The 25575-nt window shown below is 58.6% G+C and carries 21 protein-coding genes; 6 read left to right on the top strand and 15 right to left on the bottom strand.

Annotated features, from left to right (window positions below; all coding sequences use genetic code 11):
* The first annotated feature begins 17 nt into the window (after positions 1-17).
* A complete protein-coding gene (locus B9Z52_RS09150) occupies positions 18-356 on the top strand; it encodes a c-type cytochrome (RefSeq protein WP_108413531.1) in 339 nt (112 codons plus the stop codon).
* An 8-nt stretch (positions 357-364) separates the two neighbouring features.
* On the top strand, positions 365-1177 hold the full coding sequence (locus tag B9Z52_RS09145) for a tetratricopeptide repeat protein (protein WP_108413530.1): 813 nt from the start codon (positions 365-367) through the stop codon (positions 1175-1177).
* A gap of 4 nt (positions 1178-1181) precedes the next feature.
* Here the strand turns inward: B9Z52_RS09145 and B9Z52_RS09140 are convergent, their stop codons facing one another.
* Positions 1182-3212, bottom strand: coding sequence for a sigma-54-dependent Fis family transcriptional regulator (locus tag B9Z52_RS09140; RefSeq protein ID WP_108413529.1), 2031 nt, complete (start codon positions 3210-3212; stop codon positions 1182-1184).
* Positions 3213-3426: 214 nt separating this feature from the next.
* Here B9Z52_RS09140 and pedF point away from each other — a divergent pair, with 214 nt between their 5' ends.
* Positions 3427-3918 (top strand): cytochrome c-550 PedF, encoded by a 492-nt coding sequence (gene pedF, locus B9Z52_RS09135; protein WP_199222065.1) that lies wholly within the window; start codon positions 3427-3429, stop codon positions 3916-3918.
* A 31-nt stretch (positions 3919-3949) separates the two neighbouring features.
* The gene (locus tag B9Z52_RS09130) at positions 3950-4813 is read left to right on the top strand and encodes an ABC transporter substrate-binding protein (protein WP_146182814.1); all 864 of its coding nucleotides are present in this window, start codon (positions 3950-3952) and stop codon (positions 4811-4813) included.
* A gap of 81 nt (positions 4814-4894) precedes the next feature.
* On the opposite strand, the gene B9Z52_RS09125 is transcribed toward B9Z52_RS09130, so the two are convergent.
* On the bottom strand, positions 4895-6988 hold the full coding sequence (locus B9Z52_RS09125) for an acetoacetate--CoA ligase (protein ID WP_108413527.1): 2094 nt from the start codon (positions 6986-6988) through the stop codon (positions 4895-4897).
* A gap of 90 nt (positions 6989-7078) precedes the next feature.
* Positions 7079-7639 carry a cob(I)yrinic acid a,c-diamide adenosyltransferase gene (locus B9Z52_RS09120; protein WP_108413526.1) on the bottom strand — a complete coding sequence of 187 codons (561 nt, stop codon included), beginning with the start codon at positions 7637-7639 and terminating at the stop codon, positions 7079-7081.
* A gap of 199 nt (positions 7640-7838) precedes the next feature.
* Between B9Z52_RS09120 and B9Z52_RS09115 the strand changes: the two genes are divergently transcribed.
* The gene (locus B9Z52_RS09115; RefSeq protein ID WP_108413525.1) at positions 7839-9266 is read left to right on the top strand and encodes an FAD-binding oxidoreductase; all 1428 of its coding nucleotides are present in this window, start codon (positions 7839-7841) and stop codon (positions 9264-9266) included.
* Positions 9267-9307: 41 nt separating this feature from the next.
* Here B9Z52_RS09115 and iaaH read toward each other — a convergent pair whose 3' ends face one another.
* The 11 genes from iaaH to B9Z52_RS09060 all read right to left on the bottom strand — a co-directional run bounded on the left by iaaH (position 9308) and on the right by B9Z52_RS09060 (position 21583).
* Positions 9308-10921 carry an indoleacetamide hydrolase gene (gene iaaH / locus B9Z52_RS09110; RefSeq protein ID WP_369907874.1) on the bottom strand — a complete coding sequence of 538 codons (1614 nt, stop codon included), beginning with the start codon at positions 10919-10921 and terminating at the stop codon, positions 9308-9310.
* A 95-nt stretch (positions 10922-11016) separates the two neighbouring features.
* Positions 11017-11769, bottom strand: a complete 753-nt coding sequence (locus tag B9Z52_RS09105) for a response regulator transcription factor (RefSeq protein WP_108413523.1) — start codon at positions 11767-11769, stop codon at positions 11017-11019.
* A gap of 85 nt (positions 11770-11854) precedes the next feature.
* Complete coding sequence (locus B9Z52_RS09100; RefSeq protein WP_108413522.1) at positions 11855-13600, bottom strand: ATP-binding protein; 1746 nt, start codon at positions 13598-13600, stop codon at positions 11855-11857.
* 2 nt (positions 13601-13602) lie between these two features.
* The gene (locus B9Z52_RS09095) at positions 13603-15336 is read right to left on the bottom strand and encodes an ATP-binding protein (RefSeq protein ID WP_108413521.1); all 1734 of its coding nucleotides are present in this window, start codon (positions 15334-15336) and stop codon (positions 13603-13605) included.
* Positions 15337-15346: 10 nt separating this feature from the next.
* A complete protein-coding gene (locus B9Z52_RS09090) occupies positions 15347-16264 on the bottom strand; it encodes a ParB/RepB/Spo0J family partition protein (protein ID WP_108413602.1) in 918 nt (305 codons plus the stop codon).
* A 2-nt stretch (positions 16265-16266) separates the two neighbouring features.
* A complete protein-coding gene (locus B9Z52_RS09085; RefSeq protein ID WP_108413520.1) occupies positions 16267-16803 on the bottom strand; it encodes an alpha/beta hydrolase in 537 nt (178 codons plus the stop codon).
* A 2-nt stretch (positions 16804-16805) separates the two neighbouring features.
* Positions 16806-17576, bottom strand: a complete 771-nt coding sequence (locus B9Z52_RS09080; protein ID WP_108413519.1) for a ParA family protein — start codon at positions 17574-17576, stop codon at positions 16806-16808.
* 15 nt (positions 17577-17591) lie between these two features.
* Positions 17592-18209 (bottom strand): LysE family translocator, encoded by a 618-nt coding sequence (locus B9Z52_RS09075; protein WP_108413518.1) that lies wholly within the window; start codon positions 18207-18209, stop codon positions 17592-17594.
* Positions 18210-18376: 167 nt separating this feature from the next.
* On the bottom strand, positions 18377-19030 hold the full coding sequence (gene rsmG / locus B9Z52_RS09070; protein WP_108413517.1) for a 16S rRNA (guanine(527)-N(7))-methyltransferase RsmG: 654 nt from the start codon (positions 19028-19030) through the stop codon (positions 18377-18379).
* Positions 19027-20997, bottom strand: coding sequence for a tRNA uridine-5-carboxymethylaminomethyl(34) synthesis enzyme MnmG (gene mnmG, locus B9Z52_RS09065; RefSeq protein ID WP_108413516.1), 1971 nt, complete (start codon positions 20995-20997; stop codon positions 19027-19029). The genes rsmG and mnmG overlap by 4 nt, the downstream gene beginning before the upstream one ends.
* A 118-nt stretch (positions 20998-21115) precedes the next feature.
* Positions 21116-21583: an Lrp/AsnC family transcriptional regulator gene (locus B9Z52_RS09060; protein WP_108413601.1), complete on the bottom strand. Its 468-nt coding sequence runs from the start codon at positions 21581-21583 to the stop codon at positions 21116-21118.
* 121 nt (positions 21584-21704) lie between these two features.
* Between B9Z52_RS09060 and B9Z52_RS09055 the strand changes: the two genes are divergently transcribed.
* A complete protein-coding gene (locus B9Z52_RS09055) occupies positions 21705-25241 on the top strand; it encodes an indolepyruvate ferredoxin oxidoreductase family protein (RefSeq protein ID WP_108413515.1) in 3537 nt (1178 codons plus the stop codon).
* A gap of 71 nt (positions 25242-25312) precedes the next feature.
* On the opposite strand, the gene minE is transcribed toward B9Z52_RS09055, so the two are convergent.
* A complete protein-coding gene (gene minE / locus B9Z52_RS09050) occupies positions 25313-25573 on the bottom strand; it encodes a cell division topological specificity factor MinE (RefSeq protein ID WP_108413514.1) in 261 nt (86 codons plus the stop codon).
* Between the last annotated feature and the right edge of the window lie 2 nt (positions 25574-25575).

Here is a 25575-nt window from a genome sequence, read left to right as displayed (position 1 = left end):
TCTTTTTCTGATTTGCGATGAAACACTTTTCTTTCTTCTTTTCCCTGTGCGCACTGGCCGGTGCCGCGCACGCCACCCCCACGCTGAGCGCCAAAGAAGCCGCCGAGGCCTTGGCGCTGGCCAAAGGCAGCGGTTGCCTGAGTTGCCACGCCATGGACGAAAAAATCGTTGGCCCTGCTTACAGCAAAATCGCCGACAAATACAGCGCTGACAAGGACGCCGCAGCCTCGCTGGCCCAGTCCATCCGAAACGGTTCACAAGGCAAATGGGGCCGCATCCCGATGCCCGCCAATGGCAGCGTCAGCAACGACGATGCGCTCACGCTGGCTCGTTGGATCCTGAGTTCCCCCAAATAAGCCCACCCATGCGGCTTCGCACGCTGGGTGTCTGCTTCGGTGCGTGGCTGGCCTGCATCACACACGCACAAGACAGCGATCGCGCCGACTGGCTGCGCAACCCGGCCATGGGCAATTACAAAGCCTATGCCGAGTTCAAGATGGCCCATTACACGCTGGCCCGTGAAGTCTGGCAAACGCTGGCCGAGGTGGGCAATGGCGATGCCTTGTTCAACCTGGGCATCTTGGCTGAGGACGGTCTGGGCGAGCCGCGTGATCGAGACACAGCCCTGGCGCTTTACACCACCGCCGCACAGCGCGGCAACTTCAAGGCGCAATACCGACTCGGGCTGCTCTACAGCGTGGGGCAATGGCTGCCCAAAGACACCGAAAAAGCACGCCTGTTCCTGAGCCTTGCAGCGCAGTCAGGCGACAAAGATGCGCAAGGCATGTTGGCCCGCCTGGACGCCCCATCCAACCCACCCACACCACTGCAACAAGCCGATTTATGGAGTGCCGCCGGCGAGCACGCCAAAGCAGCAAGCCTCTACAGCATGCTGGCAGCGCAAAGCGATGCCACTGCACAAACCCGGCTGGCCTGGCTGCATGAAGCCGGCCGAGGAGTGCCACAAAATTTGGCTGAAGCCGCACGCCTGTTTGAGTTAGCGGCTGCGGCGGGAGAAGCCGAGGCGCAATACGCCTTGTCGGTCATGCTGCGCACAGGCCGTGGCCAAGACAAGGATTTGACGCAAAGCCTGCTGTGGCTGCAACGCGCGGCGGCACAAAACCATGTCTCTGCGCTGGCCGCTCTGGCATCGTGGCAGGCCGCGACACCGCCCTGAGCGTTCAAGCCCAGATATCGGGCGGCAACTGGTCTTTCTTGCGGTAGATCGTGTTGCGCGACACCCCTAGCGCCTTGGCCGCCAAGGAGATGTTGCCCTTGAAACTGCGCAGGGCTTGTGCCATGGCATCGAGCGTCACACTTTCCAAGGCCTTCGGCGCGTCATTCGTGACCGGCACCACCCATTGCGCCATCGGCGGCAAATGCACAGGGACGGACTCACCTACCGGCGACACCACAGCGCTGTGCACAGGCAACAACTCAAGGCCTTGCACCTCTTCCAGAAAATCGTCGGGCAAATGTTCAATGCAAATTTCAGACTCGTCACTGGCCATGGCCATGGCGGTTCGCAGCAGATTGAAAAGTTGCCTGAAATTACCCGGCCAAGCATAGGCCCGCAACAACGCCATGACCTGAGGAGAAAGCCCCACAGGCCGCGAGCCGGTGTTCACACTGACCAAAATCTTGCGGATCACGGTGTCCAGATCCTGCCGATCGCGCAAGGCAGGAAGCTTCACGACCAGGCCATTGAGCCGGTAATACAGATCTTCGCGAAAAGTACCGCTGGCAATCATTTTCTTAAGGTCTTTGTGGGTGGCACAAATGACCATCAAATCGACCGCCACCTCTTTGCCTGCACCCAGCGGGTTGACCTTGCGCTCTTGCAGTACACGCAAAAGCCGCGCCTGCAAATGCAAAGGCATATCCCCGATTTCATCCAGGAACAAAGTGCCCCCATGGGCCTGCTGGATTTTGCCAGGGGAGCCCTTGCGCCGTGCCCCGGTGAACGCACCCTCTTCGTAGCCAAAGAGTTCGGCCTCAATCAGGTTTTCAGGAATGGATGCGCAGTTGAGGGAAACAAACGTCTGCCGCGCACGGGCCGAGTCCTGGTGGATGGCCTGCGCCAGCAGGTCTTTGCCGGTACCGGTCTCGCCCAAAATCATGACCGGGATGTCTCGGCCCTGCACGCGGCGAAGCTTCTGGATCACGGCAGCCACCTGTGGGTCGCCAGTATCCAGGTACTTGAGGCCTGACAGTGTGGCTTTTTCAGCCGGCGCAGGGGGCCGTTCCGACACAAACACAGGTGCAGATGGCTGCATCAAACCCTGCATGAAGCTGCTCGAAAACGGCACAGCGGATTTGCAACACACCGTCACACCGTTGTGCAAACACAGCACGACCGGCTGGCCAGCACTCGCGCGCACGCGGTCCTGAAACTGAGACATGGACACATCAAACAGGGATGAAAATGTGTGCGCTTGCAACGCATTGATGCTCATACCAAACTGGAACTGTGCGCTGCGGTTGGCCGCTAAAAAACGCCCTTCGCCGGTGAACACCACAATGCCTTCCACCATGGTGCCCAAAAACTCTGAACGTGTGTGGAAATGCACCCGAACCTCTTTAGGAAACACATCGGCAAACATGTGGTTTTCAATCATCTGCGCCGACATCCGGGCCAGCGCCATGGTGTGCTGGTGGTAACTGCGGTAATCGCCCGTCACATCAAGTGCGCCAACCACATTGCCGTGAGGATCAATGATGGGGGTGCATGAGCAGGTGAGGAAATGGTGGGCTTTGAGGTAATGCTGATCGCCGTGCACCACCATCGGCTGTCCTTCCGCCAAAGCAGTGCCGATGGCATTCGTTCCTTTGCTTTGCTCAGACCAGTCCATGCCAGGTGCAAGCGCAATCTGCGAGGTTTTCTCAAGAAAATCAAGGTCTCCCAGCGAATGCAGCACCATGCCACTGCGCGCCGTCAGCAAAATCATGCTCTGGGTATTGGCGATCTGCTCGTACAGCGTCTCCATGACGGGCGCAGCATGCTGAAACAGCAGGCGGTTTTCTTCGAGAAAGGTCTGCAGCTGGCCACGCCCAGTCGACGAATAATCAGGCTGCTCTTGCGCTGTCAAACCAAAATTACGTGAACGCTGACGTGATGACTCAATGATGGCCGCATGTTCTGGGCTGTTGTACGTGGCACCTTGAAAGGCACCTTGTACAACCCTTCTGTTGGCAATGACTGGGGGATTCATCTGGTCCACTCGTTTGATCACCGTTGCTTGATATCAAATATTTTTGCACCAGAACGCAACAGCATCCATCGGTTTTAACCCTTGTGAACGCAGTCAGAAAGCAGTCAGTGTGTGTCAATTTGACACACTTCTAGACGACATCGATTGGCTTGGAAATTGCTGTCATCACAGTTGATCGTTTTTGTAATTTCAAATGCTTCTGAAAGACCTCGTCATGCTCGCGTACCTGAACACACCCCTTCGTCGGATTTTCCAAATGCTGCTGCTGAGCCTCACCATGTTGTGTGGAACAACGGTCTTCGCACATGGGGATGTCGTCCCACAATCGGTAGACACCTCAAGCCTGCCGCAGTTGGGTCCAAAGTGGCGCGATGCCAACCCTTTCTCAACAGGGCCTGCCCAAGCCGAAGCGCTGCGCATCGGTACATCAGCCTACAACCAGAACTGCGCTCGTTGCCACGGCCTGGAAGCCATTTCTGGCGGCATTTCACCCGATCTGCGCATGCTCGACCGTGACTGCTCGGACCTGAAGGATGCGGCCAAGAAACAAGCTTGCCATCAAGAAATGGACGAATATTTTGTCGCCACCGTACGCCGTGGCCGCACCCGCGATGGCCGGGTTTACATGCCCCCGTTCGAAGGCATCCTGACGCAAGAGGCCATCTGGTCGATCAAGACTTACCTTGAGACGCGCCGCCAACCCTGATGTCACACTCGCTGACCTACCGGAGAATGCATTGACAACACCCCTTTCGCACCTCACCCGCCGCCAAGTGCTGGGCATGCTGTCCTTGGTGTGCGCCACGCCAAGCTGGTCACAAGAGCCCAGCCCCATTGAAAAAATCAGAGCGAGTGGGACCCTGAAGGTGGCGGTTTACAAAGACAACGCCCCATATTCAGATGGTACGGGTCAAGACATGTCGGGATTGGACATCAGCTTGGCACAAGCGCTGGCCAGCCAGCTTGGCCTGAAGTTGTCGTTGCTGCCATTTGATGCCGGCGAAAACATGAACGATGATCTGCGCAACATGGTCTGGAAAGGCCATTACCTGGGCTATGGCCCCGCAGACATGATGCTGCACGTGCCTGTAGACCGGTATTTGATGAACGAAAACAAACAGGCCCACATCTTTGGTGCTTATGTTCGCGAACATCTGGTGGTTTTACACAACACCGAGCGACTCAACTCCGTCTACAACCCCGAAGACCTGATCCAACGCAAGATCGCAGCAGAACAAGGCAGTGGCGCAGCCAGCGCCTTGATGGGCTACAAAGGCGGCTTGCTGCGCCAGCAAGTTTCCATCTTCAAGGACGGCATTGAAGCGGCAAAGCAAGTGTTGACAGGCTCATTCGATGCCGCATTTGTGAGCCGCGCTCAAGCAGAAGCTGCCATCTTTGCGCACAAGGACAAGCAACCCTGGGCACTGTCCTCACTGACTTTACCTGGCGTCATGCCCAACGGCTGGCCCTTGGGCATGGCCGTGAAAGCAGACAACAAGGAACTTGCTACTGCCTTGGACAACGCGCTGACCACCTTGCGCGAACGAGGTGAACTGCTCAAGCTGTTCAAGTCGCACGGTCTGACATTGGCAGCGCCTTGACATCTCATGGCACTGACCGAGACGCTGACACAAGCTGAAAAAAGCCACCGCCCTTGGCGGTCGCTTTTTTGAACAGGTCGTTCAGTTCTTGTTCAGATGCTGCCGGGCTAATGCCACATACCAATCCAAGCAGCCCGGGTTAGCCATGGCGTCTTTGTTGACGACTTTTTCGAGCGGCTGACCAAGCATCAATTTCTTGATAGGCAGTTCCTGCTTTTTGCCAGACAGGGTACGCGGGATCTCGGCGACTTGGAAGATCTCATTCGGGATAAATCGCGGGCTGAGCGCTACCTTGATGGCGTTGTTGAGCTTGGCTTTGAGCGCATCGTCCAGCGTCGTGCCCGGGCGCAGCACCACAAACAGCGGCATGTAGCTTTCTTTGCCCAGGTACTCCAGATCGACGACCATCGAGTCCATGACTTCGGGCAGGGCCTCAACAGCGCTGTACAGCTCGCTGGTGCCCATGCGCAAGCCGTGGCGGTTGATGGTGGCGTCGCTGCGGCCAAAGATCACGCAGCCTTCGCCCTCGCCTTGCGCGTTGCCGATGCGCAGCCAGTCGCCGTGACGCCAAACGCCCCCCATGCTGGCCGGGCCGTCGCCGCCACCGGGCTTTCGACCGTGGCCTGCGGGGTACATCTCAAAGTAACTGCTCAGGTAACGGGCGTTTTCTTTGTCGCCCCAAAAGTACAGCGGCATCGAGGGAATGGGCTGCGTGCAAACCAACTCGCCCACTTCGCCCTTGACCGGCACGCCGGCTTCGTTCCACGATTCGACCGCCGCGCCCAGCATGCGGCACTGCATCACGCCGGGCTCTTGCGGCAGCTCGCGGTGGCCGCCCACAAAGGCGCCCGCAAAGTCGGTGCCGCCCGAGATGTTGCACCACCAGATGTCAGTGCCGATCTTCTTGAACTCTTCAGTGCCCCAGCTTTGCGTCTCGGGTGACAAGGGCGAACCCGTCGTGCCCAAGGCGCGAATCAGCGACAGGTCGCCACAACGCGAGAGGTCGACCCCGACTTTTTGGCAGTTGGCAAAGAAGGCAGCGCCGGCCCCAAAAAAGGTGACTTTTTCTTCGGACGCCATGCGCCACAAAATGCCCCAGTCGGGGTTGTCTTTGCTGCCGCCAGGGTTGCCGTCGTAAATCACGCAGGTCACGCCATTGAGCAAGCCCGCCACTTGGGCATTCCACATGACCCAGCCGGTGGAGCTGTACCAGTGAAAGCGCTCACCAAAGCTGTTGGGGTGGTAACTGCAGCCCACGTCGTTGTGCAAAATTTTGTTGGCCAGCGCCACGATCACAGTGCCGCCGTGGCCATGCACGATGGGCTTGGGCAAGCCGGTGGTGCCGCTCGAATAAACAATCCACAGCGGGTGGTCAAAAGGCAGCCACATGGGCTCGAAAGCCTGCACATCGGCGTCGTCACGGGCCGTGACGACCGACATGGGCACGCTCGCGGCCACATCGCACTGGGCAATGTCCACGGTGCCCAGGTTATCGTGGATGATGACGTGCTGTACGCTAGGCAGCGCGTCCTTGAGTTCCTGCACCACGGCCATGCGGTCAAAGTCGCGGCCGCCGTAGCTCACGCCGTCCACGGCGATCAAGATCTTGGGTTCGATCTGCTTGAAGCGGTCCAGCACGGCATTGGTGCCCATGTCGGGCGCGCAAATGCTCCACACGCCGCCCACGCTGATGGTGGCCAAAAACGCCACCATGGCCTCAGGGATGTTGGGCAGGTAAGCGGCCACGCGGTCGCCCGGTTGCACGCCTTGGGCTTGCAGGTGCAGGGCCATGGCGGCCACTTGGCGGCGCAGCTCAGGCCAGCTCATTTCGCGGCGCAGGCCTTTTTCGTTGATGCTGATGACCGCCGGGAACCCCGCTGCGTGGGCTGCCTGCACATGGCGCAGCACCTGCTGTGCGTAGTTGGTCTTGGCACCTGGGAACCACTTGGCACCCGGCATGGCGTTGTTGGCCAGCACCGCCGTGTGCGGGGTGGGCGACTGCATCTCAAAGTAATCCCAGATGCTTTGCCAGAACGCGTCGAGCTCACTCACCGACCAGTGCCAGAGCTCGTTGTAGGTGTCGAAGGTCAGGCCGCGTTGGTCGCGCAGCCAGTTTTGGTAAAGACGGATCTGGGGCACATAAGGTGCTGGGCTCGGAGTTACAGCGGTGTTCATGGGGCTGAGGGTATCAGCGGGTATGCACCGTTGTCACTCGGTCAAACCCGCCAACGTACACATAAGTGACAGGGCGGGTTCAGAACAGCATCACCCTGCGGTCTTCATGCGCTGACTTTTCCAGTACACATCGTCACCCCCGTTGACACGGTTGAGCACGCGGGCCAGCACAAACATCAAGTCTGACAAGCGGTTAAGGTACTGCCGAGGGGTATCGTTCAGAGCCTCTTCATTGCCCAGCGCCACGCAAGCGCGCTCAGCACGGCGAGCCACGGTGCGGCACACATGGGCGTGGGCCGCACCTCGAGTGCCTGCGGGCAAGATGAACTCTTCCAACTTGGGCAGCTGAGCGTTGTATTTTTCAAGGGCCTCGTCGAGCGCCGCCACCGCTTCTTCCTTGAGCAGCTCAAAGCCGGGAATCGACAGCTCGCCACCCAGGTTGAAGAGTTGGTGCTGGACTTCCACCAGCACCTCGCGCACATCAGAAGGCATGTCTTCGCACAGCAACACGCCAATGTTGGAGTTCAATTCGTCCACCTCGCCCATGGCGTGCACGCGCAGGCTGTTTTTGGACACGCGCTGGTTGTTGCCCAGGCCAGTGGTGCCGTTGTCGCCGGTGCGGGTGGCGATTTGTGTGAGTCGGTTGCCCATGGTGTTGCTCTCTTTTTTGTTGGCCCAGGCGTGGAGGGTGTGAAAAATCGCCCACGGGGGTGGGCTCCTACAAAGAGGGTTGATTGTCAGCCAAGTGGCTGCAACTTGTCTGACAACGGACAGCAAGGCCTGTATTTGCGGCGTAAACTGCCGTTCAGCATGTCTGGCGGCCTTGCCCCGCCACCACCGGAGACACCCTATGAACGCCCCCACCCCCGCCGCCCACCTGGCCCCCGAAATTGCGCAACGCGCTGTGCCCGAAGCCTTTTTAGCCGCGCTCAAGGCCCGCTTTGGTGACAACTGCTCCACCGCTTTGGTGATCCGCGAGCAGCACGGCCGTGACGAATCGGCTTTCACCCATGTGCCGCCACCGGCTGCGGTGGTGTTTGCTGAAAACACACAGGATGTGGCCGATGCGGTCAAACTGTGCGCCGAGCACAAGGTGCCCGTCATTCCCTTTGGCGTGGGTTCCTCACTAGAAGGCCATTTGCTGGCGGTGCAAGGCGGCATCAGCATCGACCTGATGCGCATGAACAAAGTGCTGGCCATCAACGCCGAAGACCTGACGGTGACGGTGCAGCCGGGCGTGACGCGCAAGCAGCTGAATGAAGAGATCAAATCCACCGGGCTGTTTTTCCCGATCGATCCGGGTGCCGACGCCACGATTGGCGGCATGAGCGCCACTCGGGCCAGCGGCACCAACGCCGTGCGCTACGGCACCATGCGCGAGAACGTGCTGGCGCTCGAAGTGGTCACCGCCCAAGGCGAAGTCATTCGCACCGGCACCCGCGCCAAGAAGTCGAGCGCGGGCTACGACCTCACACGCCTGATGGTGGGCAGCGAAGGCACGCTGGGCGTGATGACCGAAATCACCGTGCGCCTGTACCCACTGCCCGAAGCCATTTCGGCCGCGATCTGCTCGTTCCCGAGCATCGAGGCGGCGGTGCACACCGTGATCCAGACCATCCAGCTGGGCGTGCCGATTGCACGCGTGGAGCTGATCGACCACAACACCGTGCGCATGGTGAACGCCTATGCCAAGTTAGGCCTGCGCGAAGAGGCGCTGCTGCTGATGGAGTTCCACGGCTCGCCTGCGGGCGTGAAAGAACAAGCCGAGACGGTGCAAGAGATCGCCAGCGAATTCGGTGGCAACGCTTTTGAATGGGCCACCACCCCCGAAGAGCGCACGCGCCTGTGGACAGCCCGGCACAACGCCTACTTTGCCGCCGTGCAAAGCCGCCCCGGCTGCCGCGCCATCAGCACCGACACCTGCGTGCCCATCAGCCGCCTGGCCGATTGCCTGCTGGACTCGGTGACCGAAACCGATGCCAGCGGCATCCCCTACTTCTTGGTCGGCCACGTGGGCGACGGCAACTTCCACTTCGGTTACCTGATCGACCCCAACAACCCCGAGGAATGCGCCACCGCCGAAGCTTTAAATCAGCAACTGGTCAACCGCGCCCTGCGCTTGGGCGGCACCTGCACGGGCGAGCACGGCATTGGCCTGCACAAAATGGACTTTTTGCGCACCGAAACCGGCGAAGGCGCGGTGGACATGATGCGCACCATCAAGCGCGCGCTGGACCCGCACAACATCATGAACCCGGGGAAGATTTTTTCGATGTAAAAGACGCAAGGCCTCTCAAAGGCCTCGCGTTTTTCAAAGCATCAGACCGCTGGCGCTTTGACCGAGCCCCACTGCGCTTCCATGCCCATGCCGATGGCCAGCAAGTTGGTGTCTGAGCCCAATGGGCCGTCAATCTGCATGCCCACGGGCAAGCCGCCAGCTGTCAGGCCTGCAGGTATGGACAAACTGGGGATACCTGCATTGGTGCAAGGGTCGGTGTTGCGGATGCAAGTGCCGAAAGTATCTTTGTCCTTTTGTTCAACACCACCGACGGTATAGCTGAGGTTTTTGGAGCCATTGGCGGCATCGATTCTTGGCGCTGCCAAGATGGTCGTTGGGAACAACACACACTCCACGCCTTGGGCCGCAAAGTAGTCTTTGTAGAGTTTTTGCAATTGTGCCCGGCCACCTGTCAAGGGGACCATGGCAGCGGCATAAGGGTCGGCAAAAACATCGCCTGCAATCGCGCCAAAAGCACCTGCCACGTCAGGGCTGGCCAATCCGGCCTGCACTTGAGCAACGGTGGTGACTGGCGCGTTGTTGGCGGTCAAATAGGCGGGGATGGCCGCAACGGGTTCATGCAATGCAATCGGAAAAGACATCGAGTCGTTGAGCGCCATGATGCCGGTCAAGTCGGCATCCACAAACACAACGCCCGCATCGGCCAGCTTTTTCTTGGCTGCATCAGCCACCGGCTTGACGCTGTCGTCCAGACCAGCCCAGAAGGCAGCGGGAATACCGACCTTCAGACCTTTGAGCGCCTTGGCCGTGGGCACAGCGCCGCCAGTGATGACCGCATCGAGCAAGGCAATGTCTGCAACAGTGCGAGCCATGGGGCCGACGGTGTCGCGTGTGGTGCTGATCGGCAACGCGTCTGTCGCGGTGTCTGGGTAACGGCGGCCTTTGCCGACGCCGTCGCCCACCGATGGCCGAAAGCCTGCAATGCCGCAAAACGATGCTGGCACACGGGTCGACCCTCCGGTGTCTGTGCCCAAGCCTGCTGGCGCAAAGCGCGCAGCGATGGCAACGCCGTTGCCACCCGATGAGCCGCCTGGGATGCGGCTGTTGTCGTAGGGGTTTTTGCAAGGACGTGCTGCAGCACCAGACTGGTCGGTGCCCAACGTGAAGTTGGTGCTGGTGATACCAAAAGCCCATTCGTGCAGGTTGGATTTACCCAACACAATCGCGCCTGCATCGATGAGTTTTTGCAAAGAGGGCGCATTGGTTGTGGGTTGATGGTTACGCAGAGAAGGCGTGCCACCTGTGGTCTTCATGTCTTTGGTGTTGATGTTGTCTTTGACCACAATCGGCAAACCAGCCAAAGCGCCCAGTGTTTTGCCAGCGGCTTTGTCTGCGTCAATGGCTTTGGCTGCTTTCAATGCCTCAGCCTCATTCAAGAAAATCATGGCGTTCAAGCCGCTGGCCGCTTTGGCGCGGGCGATCATGGCGGTCATGTAGATCTCGGCCTTGAGCGTGCCATTTTTGATGTTTGCAACCACTTGAGTGGCGGTCAAGGCCAACAAGGGATCTTCAGGGGTGGATGATGAATCGCCGCCGCAAGCCGTCAAGCCTGCGCCAACGCCGCCCAGCATGGCCGCAGCGGATACGGCACCGGTGTTTTTAAAGAAATTCCGACGTGATGTGCTTGTAGTCATTGATGTCTCTTTTCTGGTTGTAACGCCACCATTGGCGTTCAATCGATGCTAGAGACAAGGCTTGTCAGCCACCATCCTTGATTTTCAGGATGTCTTCATGGCCTGAGTTTGTGCACCAGCGCAGCCCGGTTGCTCACGCCGACTTTGCGAAAGGCGTTTTCCAGGTGGGTGCGCACGGTGGTGGTGGAAATGGCCAGTGCCCGGGCAATGTCCTTGTCGGTCATGCCGATCATGACCAAACGTGCGGTGTCTTGTTCGCGAGTGGTCAAGCGTTGCGACAAGGTGTTCAGCGTCAATGACTCGGGCTGATGCGTTCTTTGCGCTCGGGCCAGCGCCGTGACAAAAGCCGGTTGCAGCATGTCCAGCAAGCGCAACTCGTCGGGCGTGAAATTATCCCGGCGCTTGTCGCGCCAGATGCGCATGTCGCCCAGGTTTTGGCCCTGGTGCCAGGCGTACAGGTTCACGCCCCAGTACAGGCCGTCCTTATTCAGGAAGTCGTTGAAGAATTCGGTTTTCTTCAATGCTTCATGGTGCAGAACATCGGTGACCCTGACTGCCACTTGATAACGCTGCATCAGCGGCGTGATCGGGTCGTGGAACTGGTAATAACTTTCATAGGCCCGAAGGTTCATCGGGTCCATGTTGATCTGCGTTGCTTGCGCAAATGTCTGCTCAAGCGGCTGCCAAACAAAGCTCGCATAAAACTGTGCCCCCAGCAATTGCATGACGAGGTCACCCATGATTTCGCGAATCTCATTTTCTTCATGGGGCTCGGCCAAGGTTTGCATGATTTGACCGAGCAAGGTCGCCTGTTTTGCGCTCAGGTACATTTTGGTTGTCTTTTGCATGACGAGGATGTACAGATTACATACCAGCGTCCTGCAATCATCCACCGGGTTTGCACCATCCTCAATTTCAAGGATCCGCCATCGATCAGCACCGGCGCAAGAGCTGTTCAATCCTCTCGCACAGCGCCGCTGGCTCAAACGGTTTGAGCATCACTTCGCTGAGCCCAGCTGCCTTGAAGCGATCCAGATCGCGCGGGTTGACATTGGCGGTGAGGCCCAGCACAGGCAACTGACTCAGCCGGGGATTGGCGTCCATACGCAGCGCCGCCGTGGCGGCAATGCCGTCCATCACCGGCATGACCATGTCCATGAGCACCAAGTCCACCGCCTCGTTTTGCAGCATGTCCAAGGCTTGTTGGCCGTTCACCGCTTCGAGCACCGTGCTGGCAGGCCAGGCGCTTTGCAGCACCTGCTTGGCCAGCAAGCGGTTGATGGGGTGGTCGTCGGCCACCAAAAAGCGCCAAGCAGTCTGGGGCGTTTGAACCTCCAGTTTGTGGCTGGTTTTTTTCTGCAGGGGCGCTGGCACGGCCGACAAGGGCAAGTGCAGCCAAAAGCGTGAGCCTTGACCGGGTTCGCTTTCAAAACCGATCTCGCCACCCAGCAAATGCGCCAACTTTTGTGAAATGGCCAGGCCCAAGCCGTTGCCTCCGTAACGGGCTTGGGTGTCGTCTTCGGCCTGGCTGAAACGTTTAAAAATGTTCACCTGCCGCGCCTTGGGAATGCCGATGCCCGTGTCCTGCACAGAAAACAGCACACCGGGGTTTTGCCATTGCATGCGCAGCACGACCGAGCCCTGGTGGGTGAACTTGAGTGCATTGCCCAGCAGGTTGACCAGCACCTGCATCAGGCGGTGGCGATCGGTGTGCACCCAGGCGGGCAGCTGGTCGTCCAACTCGATGCGGTAGTCCAACTCCATGCTTTTGACGCGCGGCTTGAAGAGCTCAAACGCGTGTTCGGCCACGCGGCGCAACTCAAAGGTTTCGGGCTGCACCACCAACTTGCCCGCTTGCAGCTGCGAATAGTCGAGAATGTCGTTGATCACCGTCATCAGATGGTCGGCCGACTGGCGCGTGTGGTTGAGCACCTTGAGCGCTTCGGGCTTGCCCTCGACGTTGGACAGCAGCAAAGCATTAAAACCCAAGATGGCGTTCATGGGCGTGCGCAGCTCATGGCTCACGGTCGCAATGAAGTGCTCGCGCATTTGCAGCGTCAACTCCAGCTCCTGGCGTTTGGCTTCCAGTTCACGCTGGTAACTCAGGCTTTTCTTCAAGGCCATGACGTGCAAGCGGTCATAGATCACTGGCACGATGATGAGCATGCCGGTGACGAGGCTGAAGGTCACCCACGACGACACCGCATGCTCTGGACCAGGCTCGAACGCGGGCACCAGGCCCAGGTGGTTGGCCAGCGCGATGGCCGCTTGCCCCAGCCACACCAAGCCCAGCCAAGCCAGGCCCGCACGGCGGCTGATGACGTAAAACGGCGTCAAAGGCAGGACCAACAACCAGGTCAGTCGTGGCGAGAAAACACCGCCTGCATTCCAAACCGCATAGGTCAGCACGCACGCGCCAGCGAAAGTGCCCATGTGGACGCCCCAGGACAAGGGCATGCCAAAGTTCATCAGCAGCAGCAGCAGCGAGAGCCAAGCGGCCATCGACAAAAACAAGGGGGTTGCATTGTGGTACGGGCTGATGGTGGAGTACATCAGCAAGATGGTGATGACCACCCCGACGAAAAACACGATGTAAGGCATCTTGCCTTCGCGGTAAGGCGCAGGCAAACGGGCCACCAAGCGCTCAAAACCCTGCTGCAAAACGCCTTTGATCTGCATGCTCAAGCCCTCGCCTTCAGCACGTGGCGGCTCACGCAGCGCACCAGGGTTTGCAGGTCCATCGGTTTGTCGAGCACATCGTCCATGCCTGCGTCCCTGCAACGCTGCCGGTCCACCGGGTTGGTGTTGGCCGTGAGCGCAATGATGGGCATGCGGGCGGTGATGGCCGGGAACTGGTGGCGGATTTGGCCGGTGAGCGCCATGCCATCCATGTCGGGCATGACCATGTCGACCAAGGCCACGTCAAACGCCTGCTCGTCCAGCAGGGCCAACGCCTTGGCAGCGCTGTCGAGCGTGACGATGTCGGCGCGGGGCCAGCATTTTTGAATTTGCAAGCGCGCCACCATCAGGTTCATGGCATTGTCGTCCACCACCAGAATGCGCAGGGCTGCGCTCTCGGGCAAAGCTTCGTCGGGTTGATGTGCGGTGGCCGCCGTTTGGGCTTGCAGCAAAGGGACATGGAACCAGAAAGTGGCGCCATGGCCTTCGAGGCTGCGCACACCAATCTGGCCACCGTGCAACTCGACCAATTTTTGGCATATGGACAGCCCTAAGCCAGTGCCACCATAAGCGCGGGTGGTCTGCACATCGGCGTGTTCAAAGCGCCGAAAGATGTGGGCCTGTTGGTCCGGCGCAATGCCCCGCCCGGTGTCGCGCACCACGAAGTTCAGGCGGTCGGTGCCTGCATGGATGTGCAACAGCACCTCACCTTGCGGCGTGAATTTCAGCGCATTCCCAAGCAAGTTGCGCAGGATTTGCAGCAGCCGCTGGCGGTCGGCGCGCACGCGTGCAGGCAGCGCCGGATCCAGCTTGCCACGCCAGGCAATGCCTTTTTCAAGCGCCTTGTCGCTGTCAGCCTGCAAGGCCTCGTCCATCAGGGCCTGCAGCTCAAAGTCTTCGAGGTGCAGCATCAGTTTGCCAGCCTGCAGCTGCGAGAAGTCCAGGATGTCATTGACCACCTGCAGCAAATGGCCGGTGGAGCGGCGGATGTGGTCCACCACCTCCACCTGCTCGGGCCGATCGGCCAACTCTTGGCGCAGCACGCCGTTGAAGCCCAAGATCGCGTTCATCGGGGTGCGCAGCTCATGCCCCACCGCCGCCACAAACTCGTCTTTGTGGGCCTGGGCTTGTAGCAGGGCTTCGTGTGTGCGTTGGAGTTCCTCGTTGCGTTCTTGCAGTTGCTGCATCTGCGACTCGTGCAGGTGGTCGTACAGGCGCACCGCCAGCATCAGGTTGCCCATGGCCAGCGCCTGGTTCATGAAGGCCCAGGGCACGGCTTGCTGTGAGTAATGGATGTGGCTGTCCAGATAGCCCGTGACCGAACCCAGCAACAGCACCAATAGGGTCGCCAGCACGATCACGATCCAAACCACGGCCGGGCGCGGCCCGTGCAACAAGAGCACGGGAACAGCCAACACATTGAGCCAGACCAGGCCGGAAGAGTTGATCGCTCCCGTCTGGCTCGCAATGTAGGTGACCAGCACGAGACTCAGGAAGGTGACCAGATGAATCAAAGGCGTGAACAACGATCGCATCCGAACCAGGGGCAGCATGGCCATGGTCAGCAGCGAAAATACCAGGTTGGCGTTGCGGGCATAGTTACCTGGCGGGATCAGGTAAAAAATGAACGAAGTCAAACTGGTGGCCAGCAAATAGATCGCCAATAGGCTTTGCCGAAAATAAAGGGAATTGCGCAGCTGAGCTTGCAGCGCCCAGAGTCTCCCGATGCCCGCCATGGGTGTGCTCTTAGCCGCGCAGTTTGTCGATCAGACCATTGAGCTCGTCGAGCGAGCCAAACTGGATGCTCAACTCACCCATTTCCTCCATCTTGCCCAAGCGCTTGACGCGCTTTTTGATGCGCACTTCGACCTCGGCCATCAAGAGGTCAGACAGCTCTTCTTCAACCCGGCGCACATCACGCGACTTTTCTTTCTTGGGTTTTTGTTGGACCAGATTGAATTCAGCGCTGAGTTTCTTGACCAGGCTTTCTGCCTCACGCACCGACAACTTTTTGGCGGCGATCTGGTTGGCCGCTGTGATTTGGGCCGCTTTGTCCAGCGCCAACAAGGCACGGGCATGGCCCATGTCCAGATCGCCCGCCATCAGCATGGTCTGCACCGGATCGGCCAGATTCAAAAGGCGCAGCAAATTGCTGGCGGCGCTGCGCGAACGGCCCACAGCCTGCGCCGCTGTTTCGTGAGTGAGTCCAAACTCTTTGATCAGACGTTGAAGGCCTTGCGCTTCTTCCAGTGGGTTGAGGTCTTCTCGCTGGATATTCTCGATGAGTGCCATGGCGGCCGCAGCCTCATTGGGCACATCGCGCACCAACACGGGGACCACGTCCAGGCCAGCCAGTTTGGACGCTCTGAAGCGCCTTTCACCGGCAATGATTTCGTATTTGCCAGCATTCGGGCCGTCGCTGAGCTGACGCACCAGGATGGGCTGCATGATGCCTTGGGCCTTGATGGACTCGGCCAACTCGTACAAAGCGCCCTCGTCCATGCGGGTGCGTGGCTGGTAAACGCCGGCCACCATCTGGTCCACATTCAGCTGACTGGGCAAGCCAGATTCGGCATTCGCAGCAGCGGCGGGTGCATCGGCGACTTTGGGCCCCAACAGCGCTTCAAGTCCACGGCCTAAGCCTTTGGGTTTTTTAGTGACCATGATCATTCCTTCAAAAGATTTTGCAAAAGCGCATGCCCCTCAGGCCAATCGCCCAGCGATGTTTCTGCGTTGATGTGTCCCGCTGCTCCGATGTTCACCCAATGGGAGCCCCAGTCTCGGGCCAAGGCCTGGGCACGTTCTTCGCGGCAATACGGGTCGTTGTGGCTGCTCACCAAGATGCTCCTGAAGGGCAAGGACTGGCGCACGATGGGCTGCCAACCGGGCAGTTTTTCTTTCAATTCGGGCGTTTCCACATCGCTGGGCGCCACCAGCAAAGCGGCCTGCACACGGGCAGTGTGCCGGGAAAAAGCGGCCCAAGCCGCGACCTGAGAACAGCCCAGGCTGTGGGCCACCAGCACCAGCGGTCCAGGGGTGTCGACCACCGTCTCGTCCAGCCGGGCCAACCAGTCACCACGCCGTGGCCGCTGCCAGTCGTTTTGCTCAACCACGGCATAGCCGTGGCAGCGCACCCAATGCATTTGCCAGTGCTCTGGGCCACTGCCTTGCCAGCCCGGCAAAATCAAGACGGTGGGGGTCATGCTCAGAGGGAGGGTGCACGCTGCACCAGCTCGCGGGCAAATTCTAAATAGGCTTGGCTGCCCCTGGCTGAAGGGTCAAACACCACGCCCGGCAGGCCATAGCTCGGTGCCTCCGCCAGGCGCACATTGCGCGGAATCACGGCGTTGAACACCTTGTCGCCAAAGTGGGCCTTGAGCTGGTCACTGACTTGCAGCTGCAAGGTGATGCGCGGATCGAACATGACGCGCAACAAGCCGATGATCTTGAGGTCCTTGTTCAGGTTGGCATGCACCTGCTTGATGGTGTTGACCAGATCGGTCAAACCCTCAAGCGCAAAGTATTCGCACTGCATCGGCACGATCACACCATGGGCCGCGCACAAACCGTTCAGGGTCAGCATCGACAGGGATGGTGGGCAATCGATCAGGACAAAGTCGTAGTCTGCATCGACAGCGGCCAATGCGCTTTTCAAGCGCTGGTCGCGGTGCTCCAAATCCACCAGCTCCACCTCTGCACCGGCCAATTCACGGTTGGCGCTGAGCACTTCATAGCCGCACTTGTCGGCTTTCACAGCCGCCTCTTTGATCGAGGCGGACTCCAGCAACACGTCATACACGCTGAGTTCGACATTGCGCTTATCAATGCCCGAACCCATGGTGGCATTGCCTTGGGGGTCCAGATCCACCAACAGCACACGCTGCCCCACTTTGGCCAGGCCTGCGGCCAAGTTGACGGTGGTGGTGGTTTTACCGACGCCACCTTTTTGGTTGGCAATGCAGAAGATTTTGGCCATGGTGAAGCGTCCGGTTTATTTGGAAATGGCCAGCTTGACGCTAAAGCCGATGAGGAAAACGCCAGCCAGCTTTTCGAGCCAACGTCCGATCTGAGGATTCGCCCGCATTCGTTCGGCCAAATGGTGTGTCAGCAAACTCATGCCCAAACCATAAAGGAATGTCAGGCAAGCGATGGTGGCCGCCATTACAGCAAAACTGACCAATCCCAAGTGGTGTTTGGTGTCCACGAACAAAGGGAAAAATGCCATGTAAAAAACAATCGCCTTGGGATTGAGCAAGGTGATGGCCAAGGCCTGTTGGAAATAATGGCGCGGACGAATGTTGAGCACAGGCGCATCACCGGGCTTGGCCGACAACATCTTCCAGCCCAACCAGGCCAGATAAACGGCACCCAGCCACTGCACAGCAGCGAATGCCGCAGGATAAGTGGACAACACCGCCGCCACACCGGCCACGGCCAACCACATCAGCACCTGATCCCCGGCGATCACCCCAAAAGTGGCGCTCAAGCCGCCAGCCATGCCTCCTTTGCTGGTCGAATTGATGAGCGCCAGGTTGCCCGGTCCGGGAATAGCCAGGAACAAAACAATCGCTGCAACAAACGAACCATAATCAGAAATACCGAGAAACATGGGCACTCTTTTTGGGGGAATATGGCGAGTGTAAGTGATGGGGCCACAAATCCCGAGTCAACCGAATCTGTTTCACGTGAAACACGTTGGTCGTGGCGTCTCGTGATCAAGATGAAGACATGCCTATTTTGTGGCCATTACCAGGCGAAGCGGCCTGACAACCCCGATCAAGCGACGCCGATGTTCAGACGCATCCAGATCATGCAGCGCTCCACATCCAGGCCTGGCACTGTCAAGGGTTCCACGTGAAACACTTTCACATCCTGGGGCAAGGCGTCAACTTCATCTTGAGGATGCTTACCCTTCATGGCCATCCAGACGCCCCCTTCCACCAAGGCCGAACGGGACCAAGTCACGAAGTCAGGCAAAGAGGCAAAGGCACGAGAACAAATGACCTGGTACGGATCGGTCAAGGTTTCCACCCGGGCATGTAGCCCACGCAAGTTAGGCAGCCTCAAGCTTACGGCCACCTGCTGCACAAAGGCGGCCTTTTTAGCCACCGTGTCCACACAGGTCACATTCAATTCGGGCATGCAAATGGCCAACACCACGCCGGGCAAACCACCTCCCGAGCCCACATCCAGCACACGGATCGACTGGCCCAGCGTGTGCCTGGTCAATGGCGCAATCGCCGTCAAGCTGTCCAGCAGGTGGTGCGTCAGCATCTCTGCAGGATCTCGCACGGCGGTCAAGTTGTACACCTTGGTCCATTTTTGGATCAATGCCATGTAGTCCAGCAGCCGTTGTTGCTGTTCAGCCGACAGGTCCAAGCCCAAGGCCTGGATGCCCGCACGCAAACCCTCTGCCAGATTAGTGCTCATGCAGACTGGCTTTCTTCTGCGGGTTGCATGAAGCCCTTGAAGCCACCCTTCTTCAAATGAATCAACAGCAGCGAAACGCTGGCGGGCGTGATGCCCGAAATGCGTGAAGCCTGGCCCAATGTTTCAGGCCGGTGTTTAGCCAACTTTTGGCGCGCCTCAATCGACAAGGCCGACACATGCATGTAATCCAGCCCCTCGGGCAAGCGCAGGTGTTCATAAAACGCGGCCCGCTCCACCTCGCCCTTTTGGCGGTCGATGTAGCCGGAATACTTGGCAGCGATCTCGACCTGCTCGATCACCGAAGGGCTCAGGTCGCCCAGCGTTTCACGTGAAACATCCGCACTGGCCATGCGTCCGCCGTCCAGCGACATCAGCGCGGGATAGTTCACATTCGGTCTGCGCAGCAAATCGAACAGGTTGTGCTCGTGCTCAATGGCCTTGCCCAGCACACGCTCAGACTCAGCAGCAGGTAGATTGCGCGGGTTGACCCAAGTGGATTTCAGGCGCTCTGTTTCACGTGAAACAGCATCGCGCTTGCGGCTGAAGGCGTCCCAACGGGCATCATCCACCAGTCCCATTTGCCGCCCCACTTCGGTCAAGCGGGCGTCGGCATTGTCTTCTCGCAGCTGCAGACGGAACTCTGCACGACTGGTGAACATGCGGTAAGGCTCGGTCACACCCTGAGTCACCAGGTCGTCGACCAACACACCCAAATAGGCCTGATCGCGTGCAGGCGTCCAGGCGGCTTCGCCTCGGCACTGCAGAGCGGCGTTGATGCCCGCAAACAAACCTTGGGCGGCAGCCTCTTCGTACCCGGTGGTGCCATTGATCTGACCGGCGAAAAACAAGCCGTTGATTTGCTTGGTCTCAAAACTGTTTTTCAAGGCGCGCGGGTCAAAGTAGTCGTATTCAATGGCGTAACCGGGTCGCAAGATGTGGCAGTTTTCCAGGCCCTTCATCGAGCGCACCAGGTCGTACTGGATATCGAACGGCAGGCTGGTCGAGATGCCGTTGGGGTAATACTCGTTCGTCGTCAGGCCTTCAGGCTCCAGAAAAATCTGGTGGCTGTCCTTGTCGGCAAAGCGGTTGATCTTGTCTTCGACGCTGGGGCAATAGCGCGGGCCCACACCCTCGATCTTGCCGGTGAACATGGGGCTGCGGTCAAAGCCCGATCGGATGATCTCGTGCGTGCGCTCATTGGTATGTGTGATCCAGCAGGGCATTTGCTGTGGGTGCATGTCTGCACGGCCCATGAAGCTGAACACCGGCACACCATCATGAGGATTCATGCCGCCGGGCATGCCGTCCCCGGGCTGCTCGCTGCATTGGCTGAAGTCAATGGTGCGGCCATCCAGACGCGGCGGTGTACCGGTCTTCAAACGCCCTTGCGGCAGCTTCAACTCTTTCAGACGTGCAGACAAGCTGACGGCAGGCGGATCCCCTGCCCGACCCGCCGAATAGTTCTGCAAGCCCACATGGATCTTGCCATCCAGGAAAGTCCCGGCCGTCAGCACCACCGTGCGCGAACGGAAACGGATGCCCACTTGCGTGACGGCCCCCACCACCCGGTCGCCTTCGACCATCAAATCGTCCACGGCTTGCTGAAACAGCCAAAGGTTCGGCTGGTTTTCCAAGATACGGCGAATGGCCGCCTTGTACAAAATGCGGTCGGCCTGGGCACGGGTGGCACGCACAGCGGGGCCTTTGGAACTGTTGAGGATACGGAACTGGATGCCGCCCTCGTCGGTGGCCAGCGCCATGGCACCGCCCATAGCATCCACCTCTTTGACAAGGTGGCCCTTGCCAATACCGCCAATGCTGGGGTTGCAACTCATCTGCCCCAAGGTCTCGATGTTGTGGCTGAGCAAAAGTGTTTTGCTGCCCATGCGGGCGGCCGCCAAGGCGGCTTCGGTTCCAGCATGGCCGCCACCGACCACGATCACATCGAATTCTTGAGGATAAAGCATGAGTGTCCGCCTCCGCTTGAAGGCTAAAAAATGAGCGCCACATGCGCCGTGAGCCGCCCTGCCACGGGGTCAGCCGAATTTGCTGATTTTACAGGCACACCCCCAATGGGTGCACGCGTTAAGACTTCAAAGGCAAGGCACCCACGGCTTTGACCTCACCCAAGGAAAAACTGGTGTGCAGATCCTTCACATTGGGCAGGTTGATCAGCACATCGCGTGCGAACTGGCTGAAGCTGTTGAGGTCTTTGCTGACCACTTGCAACTCAAAGGTGCCTGCCCCGCTGATGTAGTGGCAAGAAATGACCTCAGGAATCTTGAGGATGGCCTCTTCCAGTTGACGGGTCACATCGCCTCGGTTGCGCTCGGCATCCAGCCGAACGAAAGCGAACACGTCCAGACCCACTTTCTGGCGATCAATCTCTGCACGGTACCCTTTGATGACGCCCGACTCCTCCAGTGCGCGAACCCGTCGCCAACATGGTGCCGCTGACAAACCCACACGCTGGGCGAGTTCCGCGTTGGTCAAGCGGCCATCGTTTTGCAGTTCATTCAAGATGGCCCAGTCGAATTTATCCATTGTTTCCAAAATCAATCCTTTTGAGCAAGATTCTTTCAAATCATAGGGGAAATCCTGTCACATAAAGCAAGCACCTGTCAGCAAGCGCGCTCTACACTGATCCTGAATTTCTATCTGCAGGACACGCGCCATGAATGCACCTTTGCCCGACTCGATCCGCCAAGCTCTTGAGACGGTGACCCTGGACGACAAGTACAGCCTGGATGTCGGCCGGGCTTTCATGAGCGGGGTGCAAGCCCTGGTCAAACTGCCCATGTTGCAACGCCAACGCGACGCCTTGCAGGGCAAAAACACCGCAGGCTTCATCAGCGGCTACCGGGGCTCGCCCTTGGGCAGTTACGACCAATCGCTGTGGAAGGCCAAGGATCACCTGAAGGCCCAAAACATCGTCTTCCAACCAGGCGTGAACGAAGAACTGGCCGCCACTGCTCTGTGGGGCACACAGCAATTGGGCTTTGCGCCTCCCGGCACCAACAAGTTCGATGGCGTGTTCGGCATCTGGTACGGCAAAGGCCCGGGTGTTGACCGCTGCTCAGACGTGTTCAAACATGCCAACATGGCCGGCACCACGCCCTGGGGTGGCGTCTTGGCGGTGGCCGGTGACGACCATGTGGCCAAAAGCTCGACCGCTGCACACCAGAGCGACCACATCTTCAAGGCCTGTGGCCTGCCGGTGTTCTTCCCGGCCAGCGTGCAGGACATCCTCGACCAAGGCCTGCACGCGCTGGCCCTGAGCCGCTTTGCAGGCATCTGGTCGGGCATGAAAACCATCCAGGAAATCGTCGAGTCCAGTGCGACGGCGCACATCGACCCCGAGCGCGTGCAGATCGTGCTGCCCGAATTCGTCATGCCACCCGGCGGCGTGCACATCCGCTGGCCCGACACAGCGCTGGAGCAAGAGGCCCGTCTGTTCGACTACAAGTGGTACGCCGCGCTGGCCTACATCCGTGCCAACCGGCTCAACCACAACGTGATTGAAGGCGCCAACGACCGCTTTGGCCTGATCGCCAGCGGCAAAGCCTACAACGACACCCGGCAAGCATTGCTGGACTTAGGACTCGATGACGACCGTTGCCGACAGTTGGGCATACGTTTGCACAAAGTGAACGTGGTTTGGCCTCTTGAAGCCCAAACCACACGTGAATTTGCCACCGGCTTGCGCGAAATTCTGGTGGTTGAAGAAAAACGCCAGGTCATTGAATACCAACTCAAAGAAGAGCTTTACAACTGGCGTGACGATGTGCGCCCCAACATTTTGGGCAAGTTTGAAGAAAACGAAGGTGATCTCTCGGGCGGTGAATGGTCAAACCCCAACCCCAGCGAACGCAAGCTCTTGCGTGCCAATGCCGATTTGACTCCTGCCATCATTGCAAGAGCGATTGCCAAGCGCCTGAAAAAATTGGGTATAGACCGCGACACAGCTGCTCAGATCGACGCCCATTTGGCCATTTTGGATGCCAAAGAAAGCGCCATGGAAGTCCAGGTGCTGGGCGCTTCCAATGAACGCCAACCCTGGTTTTGCTCGGGCTGCCCTCACAACACCTCCACCAAAGTGCCCGAAGGCTCACGCGCCATGGCCGGCATTGGCTGCCACTTCATGAGCCTGTGGATGAACCGCAGCACCGCCGGCTTTACCCAAATGGGTGGCGAGGGTGTGCCATGGAGTGGGCAACAGCCGTTTTGCACCGACACACACATCTTTGCCAACATCGGTGACGGCACCTACTTCCACAGCGGCATCTTGGCGGTACGGCAAAGCGTGGCATCGGGCGTGAACATCACTTACAAGATCCTCTACAACGATGCCGTGGCCATGACGGGCGGCCAGCAAGTGGGCGAGCGTCCTGAAGGCCACAGCGTGGTCCAGATCGCCATGAGCATGAAGGCTGAAGGCGCCCAACGCATCGTGGTGGTCACCGACGAACCCGAGAAATACGAGGGTGTCGCCTTGGCCGAAGGTGTGCGGGTGTTTCACCGCGATGAGCTGGACCGGATTCAACGCGAAATGCGTGAAATCAAGGGCACCACCGTCATCATTTACGACCAGACCTGCGCGACCGAAAAGCGCCGCCGCCGCAAGCGCGGCACCATGGTGGACCCTGCTATTCGGGTCATGATCAACGAGGAAGTGTGCGAAGGCTGCGGCGACTGCGGCGTGCAATCGAACTGCCTGTCGGTGGAGCCGCTGGAAACCGAACTCGGCCGCAAGCGCACCATCAACCAAAGCACCTGCAACAAGGACACCAGTTGCCTCAAGGGTTTTTGCCCCAGCTTTGTGACGGTGGAAGGGGGTCAATTCAAGAAAAAAGCCAGTAAAGCCGCACACGGACTGTCACCGGCAGAATTGGGCGCATTGCCAGAGCCATCTCTACCAGACACGACCCACCCATGGGGCACAGTGGTGGCCGGTGTAGGCGGCACCGGGGTCATCACCATCGGTCAATTGCTGGGCATGGCCGCACACATCGAAGGCAAGGGGATCGTTACGCAAGACGCTGCGGGTCTGGCCCAAAAAGGAGGCGCCACCTGGAGCCACATCTTGGTGGCCAATGCCCAGCAAGACATCCGAACCACCCGCGTGAGCATGGCCGCAGCCGATCTGATTTTGGGCTGCGATCCAATCGTGACCGCATCCAAGGAAACCCTGCTGCGCATGCGCGAAGGCCGCACCCATGTGGCGCTCAACAGCAGCAGTACACCCACCGCAGCCTTCGTTAAAAACGGCAATTGGCAAAACCCGTCCGAACAGTGCTTGGTCGAAATTTCCAGGCAAGTGGGCAGCGATGGCGTCAGCGCTTTCGATGCCGATCTGCTGGCCAAACAACTGATGGGAGACACCATTTATGTGAACCCCATGATCCTGGGTTACGCATGGCAAAAAGGCTGGATTCCCATGCACCGTGAATCTTTGATCCGTGCCATCGAACTCAACGAAGTCGCTGTACAAAACAACCTGATGGCGTTTGAATGGGGCCGTCATGCCGCACACCATCTGGATGTGCTGATGCAGAAAATTCAACCGGCACAAACGATCCACTTCAAAAAGCGTGAAACATTGGACGATCTGGTGCAAAACCGCATGGTGCGATTGACCGACTACCAAAACAGCGCTTACGCTGAGCGTTACCAAGTCTTCATCGAACGCGTCAAAGCAGCAGAAGCGCCATTGGGCAAAAGCTTGCTGAGCGAGACCGTCGCTCGCCAACTCTACAAGTTGATGGCCTACAAAGACGAATACGAAGTCGCGCGCCTGCACACCCAGTCAGATTTTTTGGCCCGCATCCAGGACAGTTTTGAAGGCGACTTCAAGGTTCATTACCACTTGGCACCCCCTCTCTTGGCCAAACGCAACGCCAAGGGCGAATTGGTCAAACAAAAATTTGGCCCAGCTATGCTGACAGGATTCAAACTGCTGGCCAAACTCAAAGGCTTGCGTGGCACTGCACTGGACATTCTGGGCCGCACCGAAGAAAGAAAAACCGAACGAGCCTTGATTGGCGAGTACATGCAACAAGTTGAAGCCACGTTGCCAGGACTCAACGCCCAGACCCATGGGCACGCGGTGGACGTGGCACGTGTTCCAGAAAACATCAAAGGCTTTGGTCACGTCAAGGAACGCAACATTCAGGCCGCACGCAGTCTGTGGGCATCGCTGAACAAATCCTAAAAAACAAAGGCCACCTTGTGGTGGCCTTTGGTGATTTTTAGTCCACCATCAGGGTGGACTTTGTTTCAGGATCAACGTGCGTCAGGCAACTCGATCTTGACTTCCAGAACTTCCAGGTTGTCCTGACGTTCCAGATTGACCTTGATGTCATCCTGATTGATCTTGATGTACTTGCTGATCACTGCGATCAACTCACGTTGCAAGTCGGGCAAATAATCTGGCTCTGCTGCATTGCGACCACTGCGCTCATGAGCAAGAATGATTTGCAAACGCTCTTTAGCCACGTTAGCGGTTTTCTTCTTTTCGCCCAGGAAGAAAGAAAGAAATGACATGG

Source organism: Limnohabitans sp. Jir72 (genome assembly GCF_003063575.1).
GTDB lineage: Bacteria > Pseudomonadota > Gammaproteobacteria > Burkholderiales > Burkholderiaceae_C > Limnohabitans_A.
Note: the sequence above shows the minus strand (reverse complement) of the source record. Positions and strands in the feature narration are given on the sequence as shown.

What these genes read in the sequence shown, in the direction of transcription:
- B9Z52_RS09150 (WP_108413531.1), top strand. Translation starts at nt 18, where the DNA reads ATGAAACACTTTTCTTTCTTCTTTTCCCTGTGCGCACTGGCCGGTGCC.
- B9Z52_RS09145 (WP_108413530.1), top strand. Translation starts at nt 365, where the DNA reads ATGCGGCTTCGCACGCTGGGTGTCTGCTTCGGTGCGTGGCTGGCCTGC.
- B9Z52_RS09140 (WP_108413529.1), bottom strand. Translation starts at nt 3,212, where the DNA reads ATGAATCCCCCAGTCATTGCCAACAGAAGGGTTGTACAAGGTGCCTTT.
- pedF (WP_199222065.1), top strand. Translation starts at nt 3,427, where the DNA reads ATGCTCGCGTACCTGAACACACCCCTTCGTCGGATTTTCCAAATGCTG.
- B9Z52_RS09125 (WP_108413527.1), bottom strand. Translation starts at nt 6,988, where the DNA reads ATGAACACCGCTGTAACTCCGAGCCCAGCACCTTATGTGCCCCAGATC.
- B9Z52_RS09120 (WP_108413526.1), bottom strand. Translation starts at nt 7,639, where the DNA reads ATGGGCAACCGACTCACACAAATCGCCACCCGCACCGGCGACAACGGC.
- B9Z52_RS09115 (WP_108413525.1), top strand. Translation starts at nt 7,839, where the DNA reads ATGAACGCCCCCACCCCCGCCGCCCACCTGGCCCCCGAAATTGCGCAA.
- iaaH (WP_369907874.1), bottom strand. Translation starts at nt 10,921, where the DNA reads ATGACTACAAGCACATCACGTCGGAATTTCTTTAAAAACACCGGTGCC.
- B9Z52_RS09105 (WP_108413523.1), bottom strand. Translation starts at nt 11,769, where the DNA reads ATGCAAAAGACAACCAAAATGTACCTGAGCGCAAAACAGGCGACCTTG.
- B9Z52_RS09100 (WP_108413522.1), bottom strand. Translation starts at nt 13,600, where the DNA reads ATGCAGATCAAAGGCGTTTTGCAGCAGGGTTTTGAGCGCTTGGTGGCC.
- B9Z52_RS09095 (WP_108413521.1), bottom strand. Translation starts at nt 15,336, where the DNA reads ATGGCGGGCATCGGGAGACTCTGGGCGCTGCAAGCTCAGCTGCGCAAT.
- B9Z52_RS09090 (WP_108413602.1), bottom strand. Translation starts at nt 16,264, where the DNA reads ATGGTCACTAAAAAACCCAAAGGCTTAGGCCGTGGACTTGAAGCGCTG.
- B9Z52_RS09085 (WP_108413520.1), bottom strand. Translation starts at nt 16,803, where the DNA reads ATGACCCCCACCGTCTTGATTTTGCCGGGCTGGCAAGGCAGTGGCCCA.
- B9Z52_RS09080 (WP_108413519.1), bottom strand. Translation starts at nt 17,576, where the DNA reads ATGGCCAAAATCTTCTGCATTGCCAACCAAAAAGGTGGCGTCGGTAAA.
- B9Z52_RS09075 (WP_108413518.1), bottom strand. Translation starts at nt 18,209, where the DNA reads ATGTTTCTCGGTATTTCTGATTATGGTTCGTTTGTTGCAGCGATTGTT.
- rsmG (WP_108413517.1), bottom strand. Translation starts at nt 19,030, where the DNA reads ATGAGCACTAATCTGGCAGAGGGTTTGCGTGCGGGCATCCAGGCCTTG.
- mnmG (WP_108413516.1), bottom strand. Translation starts at nt 20,997, where the DNA reads ATGCTTTATCCTCAAGAATTCGATGTGATCGTGGTCGGTGGCGGCCAT.
- B9Z52_RS09055 (WP_108413515.1), top strand. Translation starts at nt 21,705, where the DNA reads ATGAATGCACCTTTGCCCGACTCGATCCGCCAAGCTCTTGAGACGGTG.
- minE (WP_108413514.1), bottom strand. Translation starts at nt 25,573, where the DNA reads ATGTCATTTCTTTCTTTCTTCCTGGGCGAAAAGAAGAAAACCGCTAAC.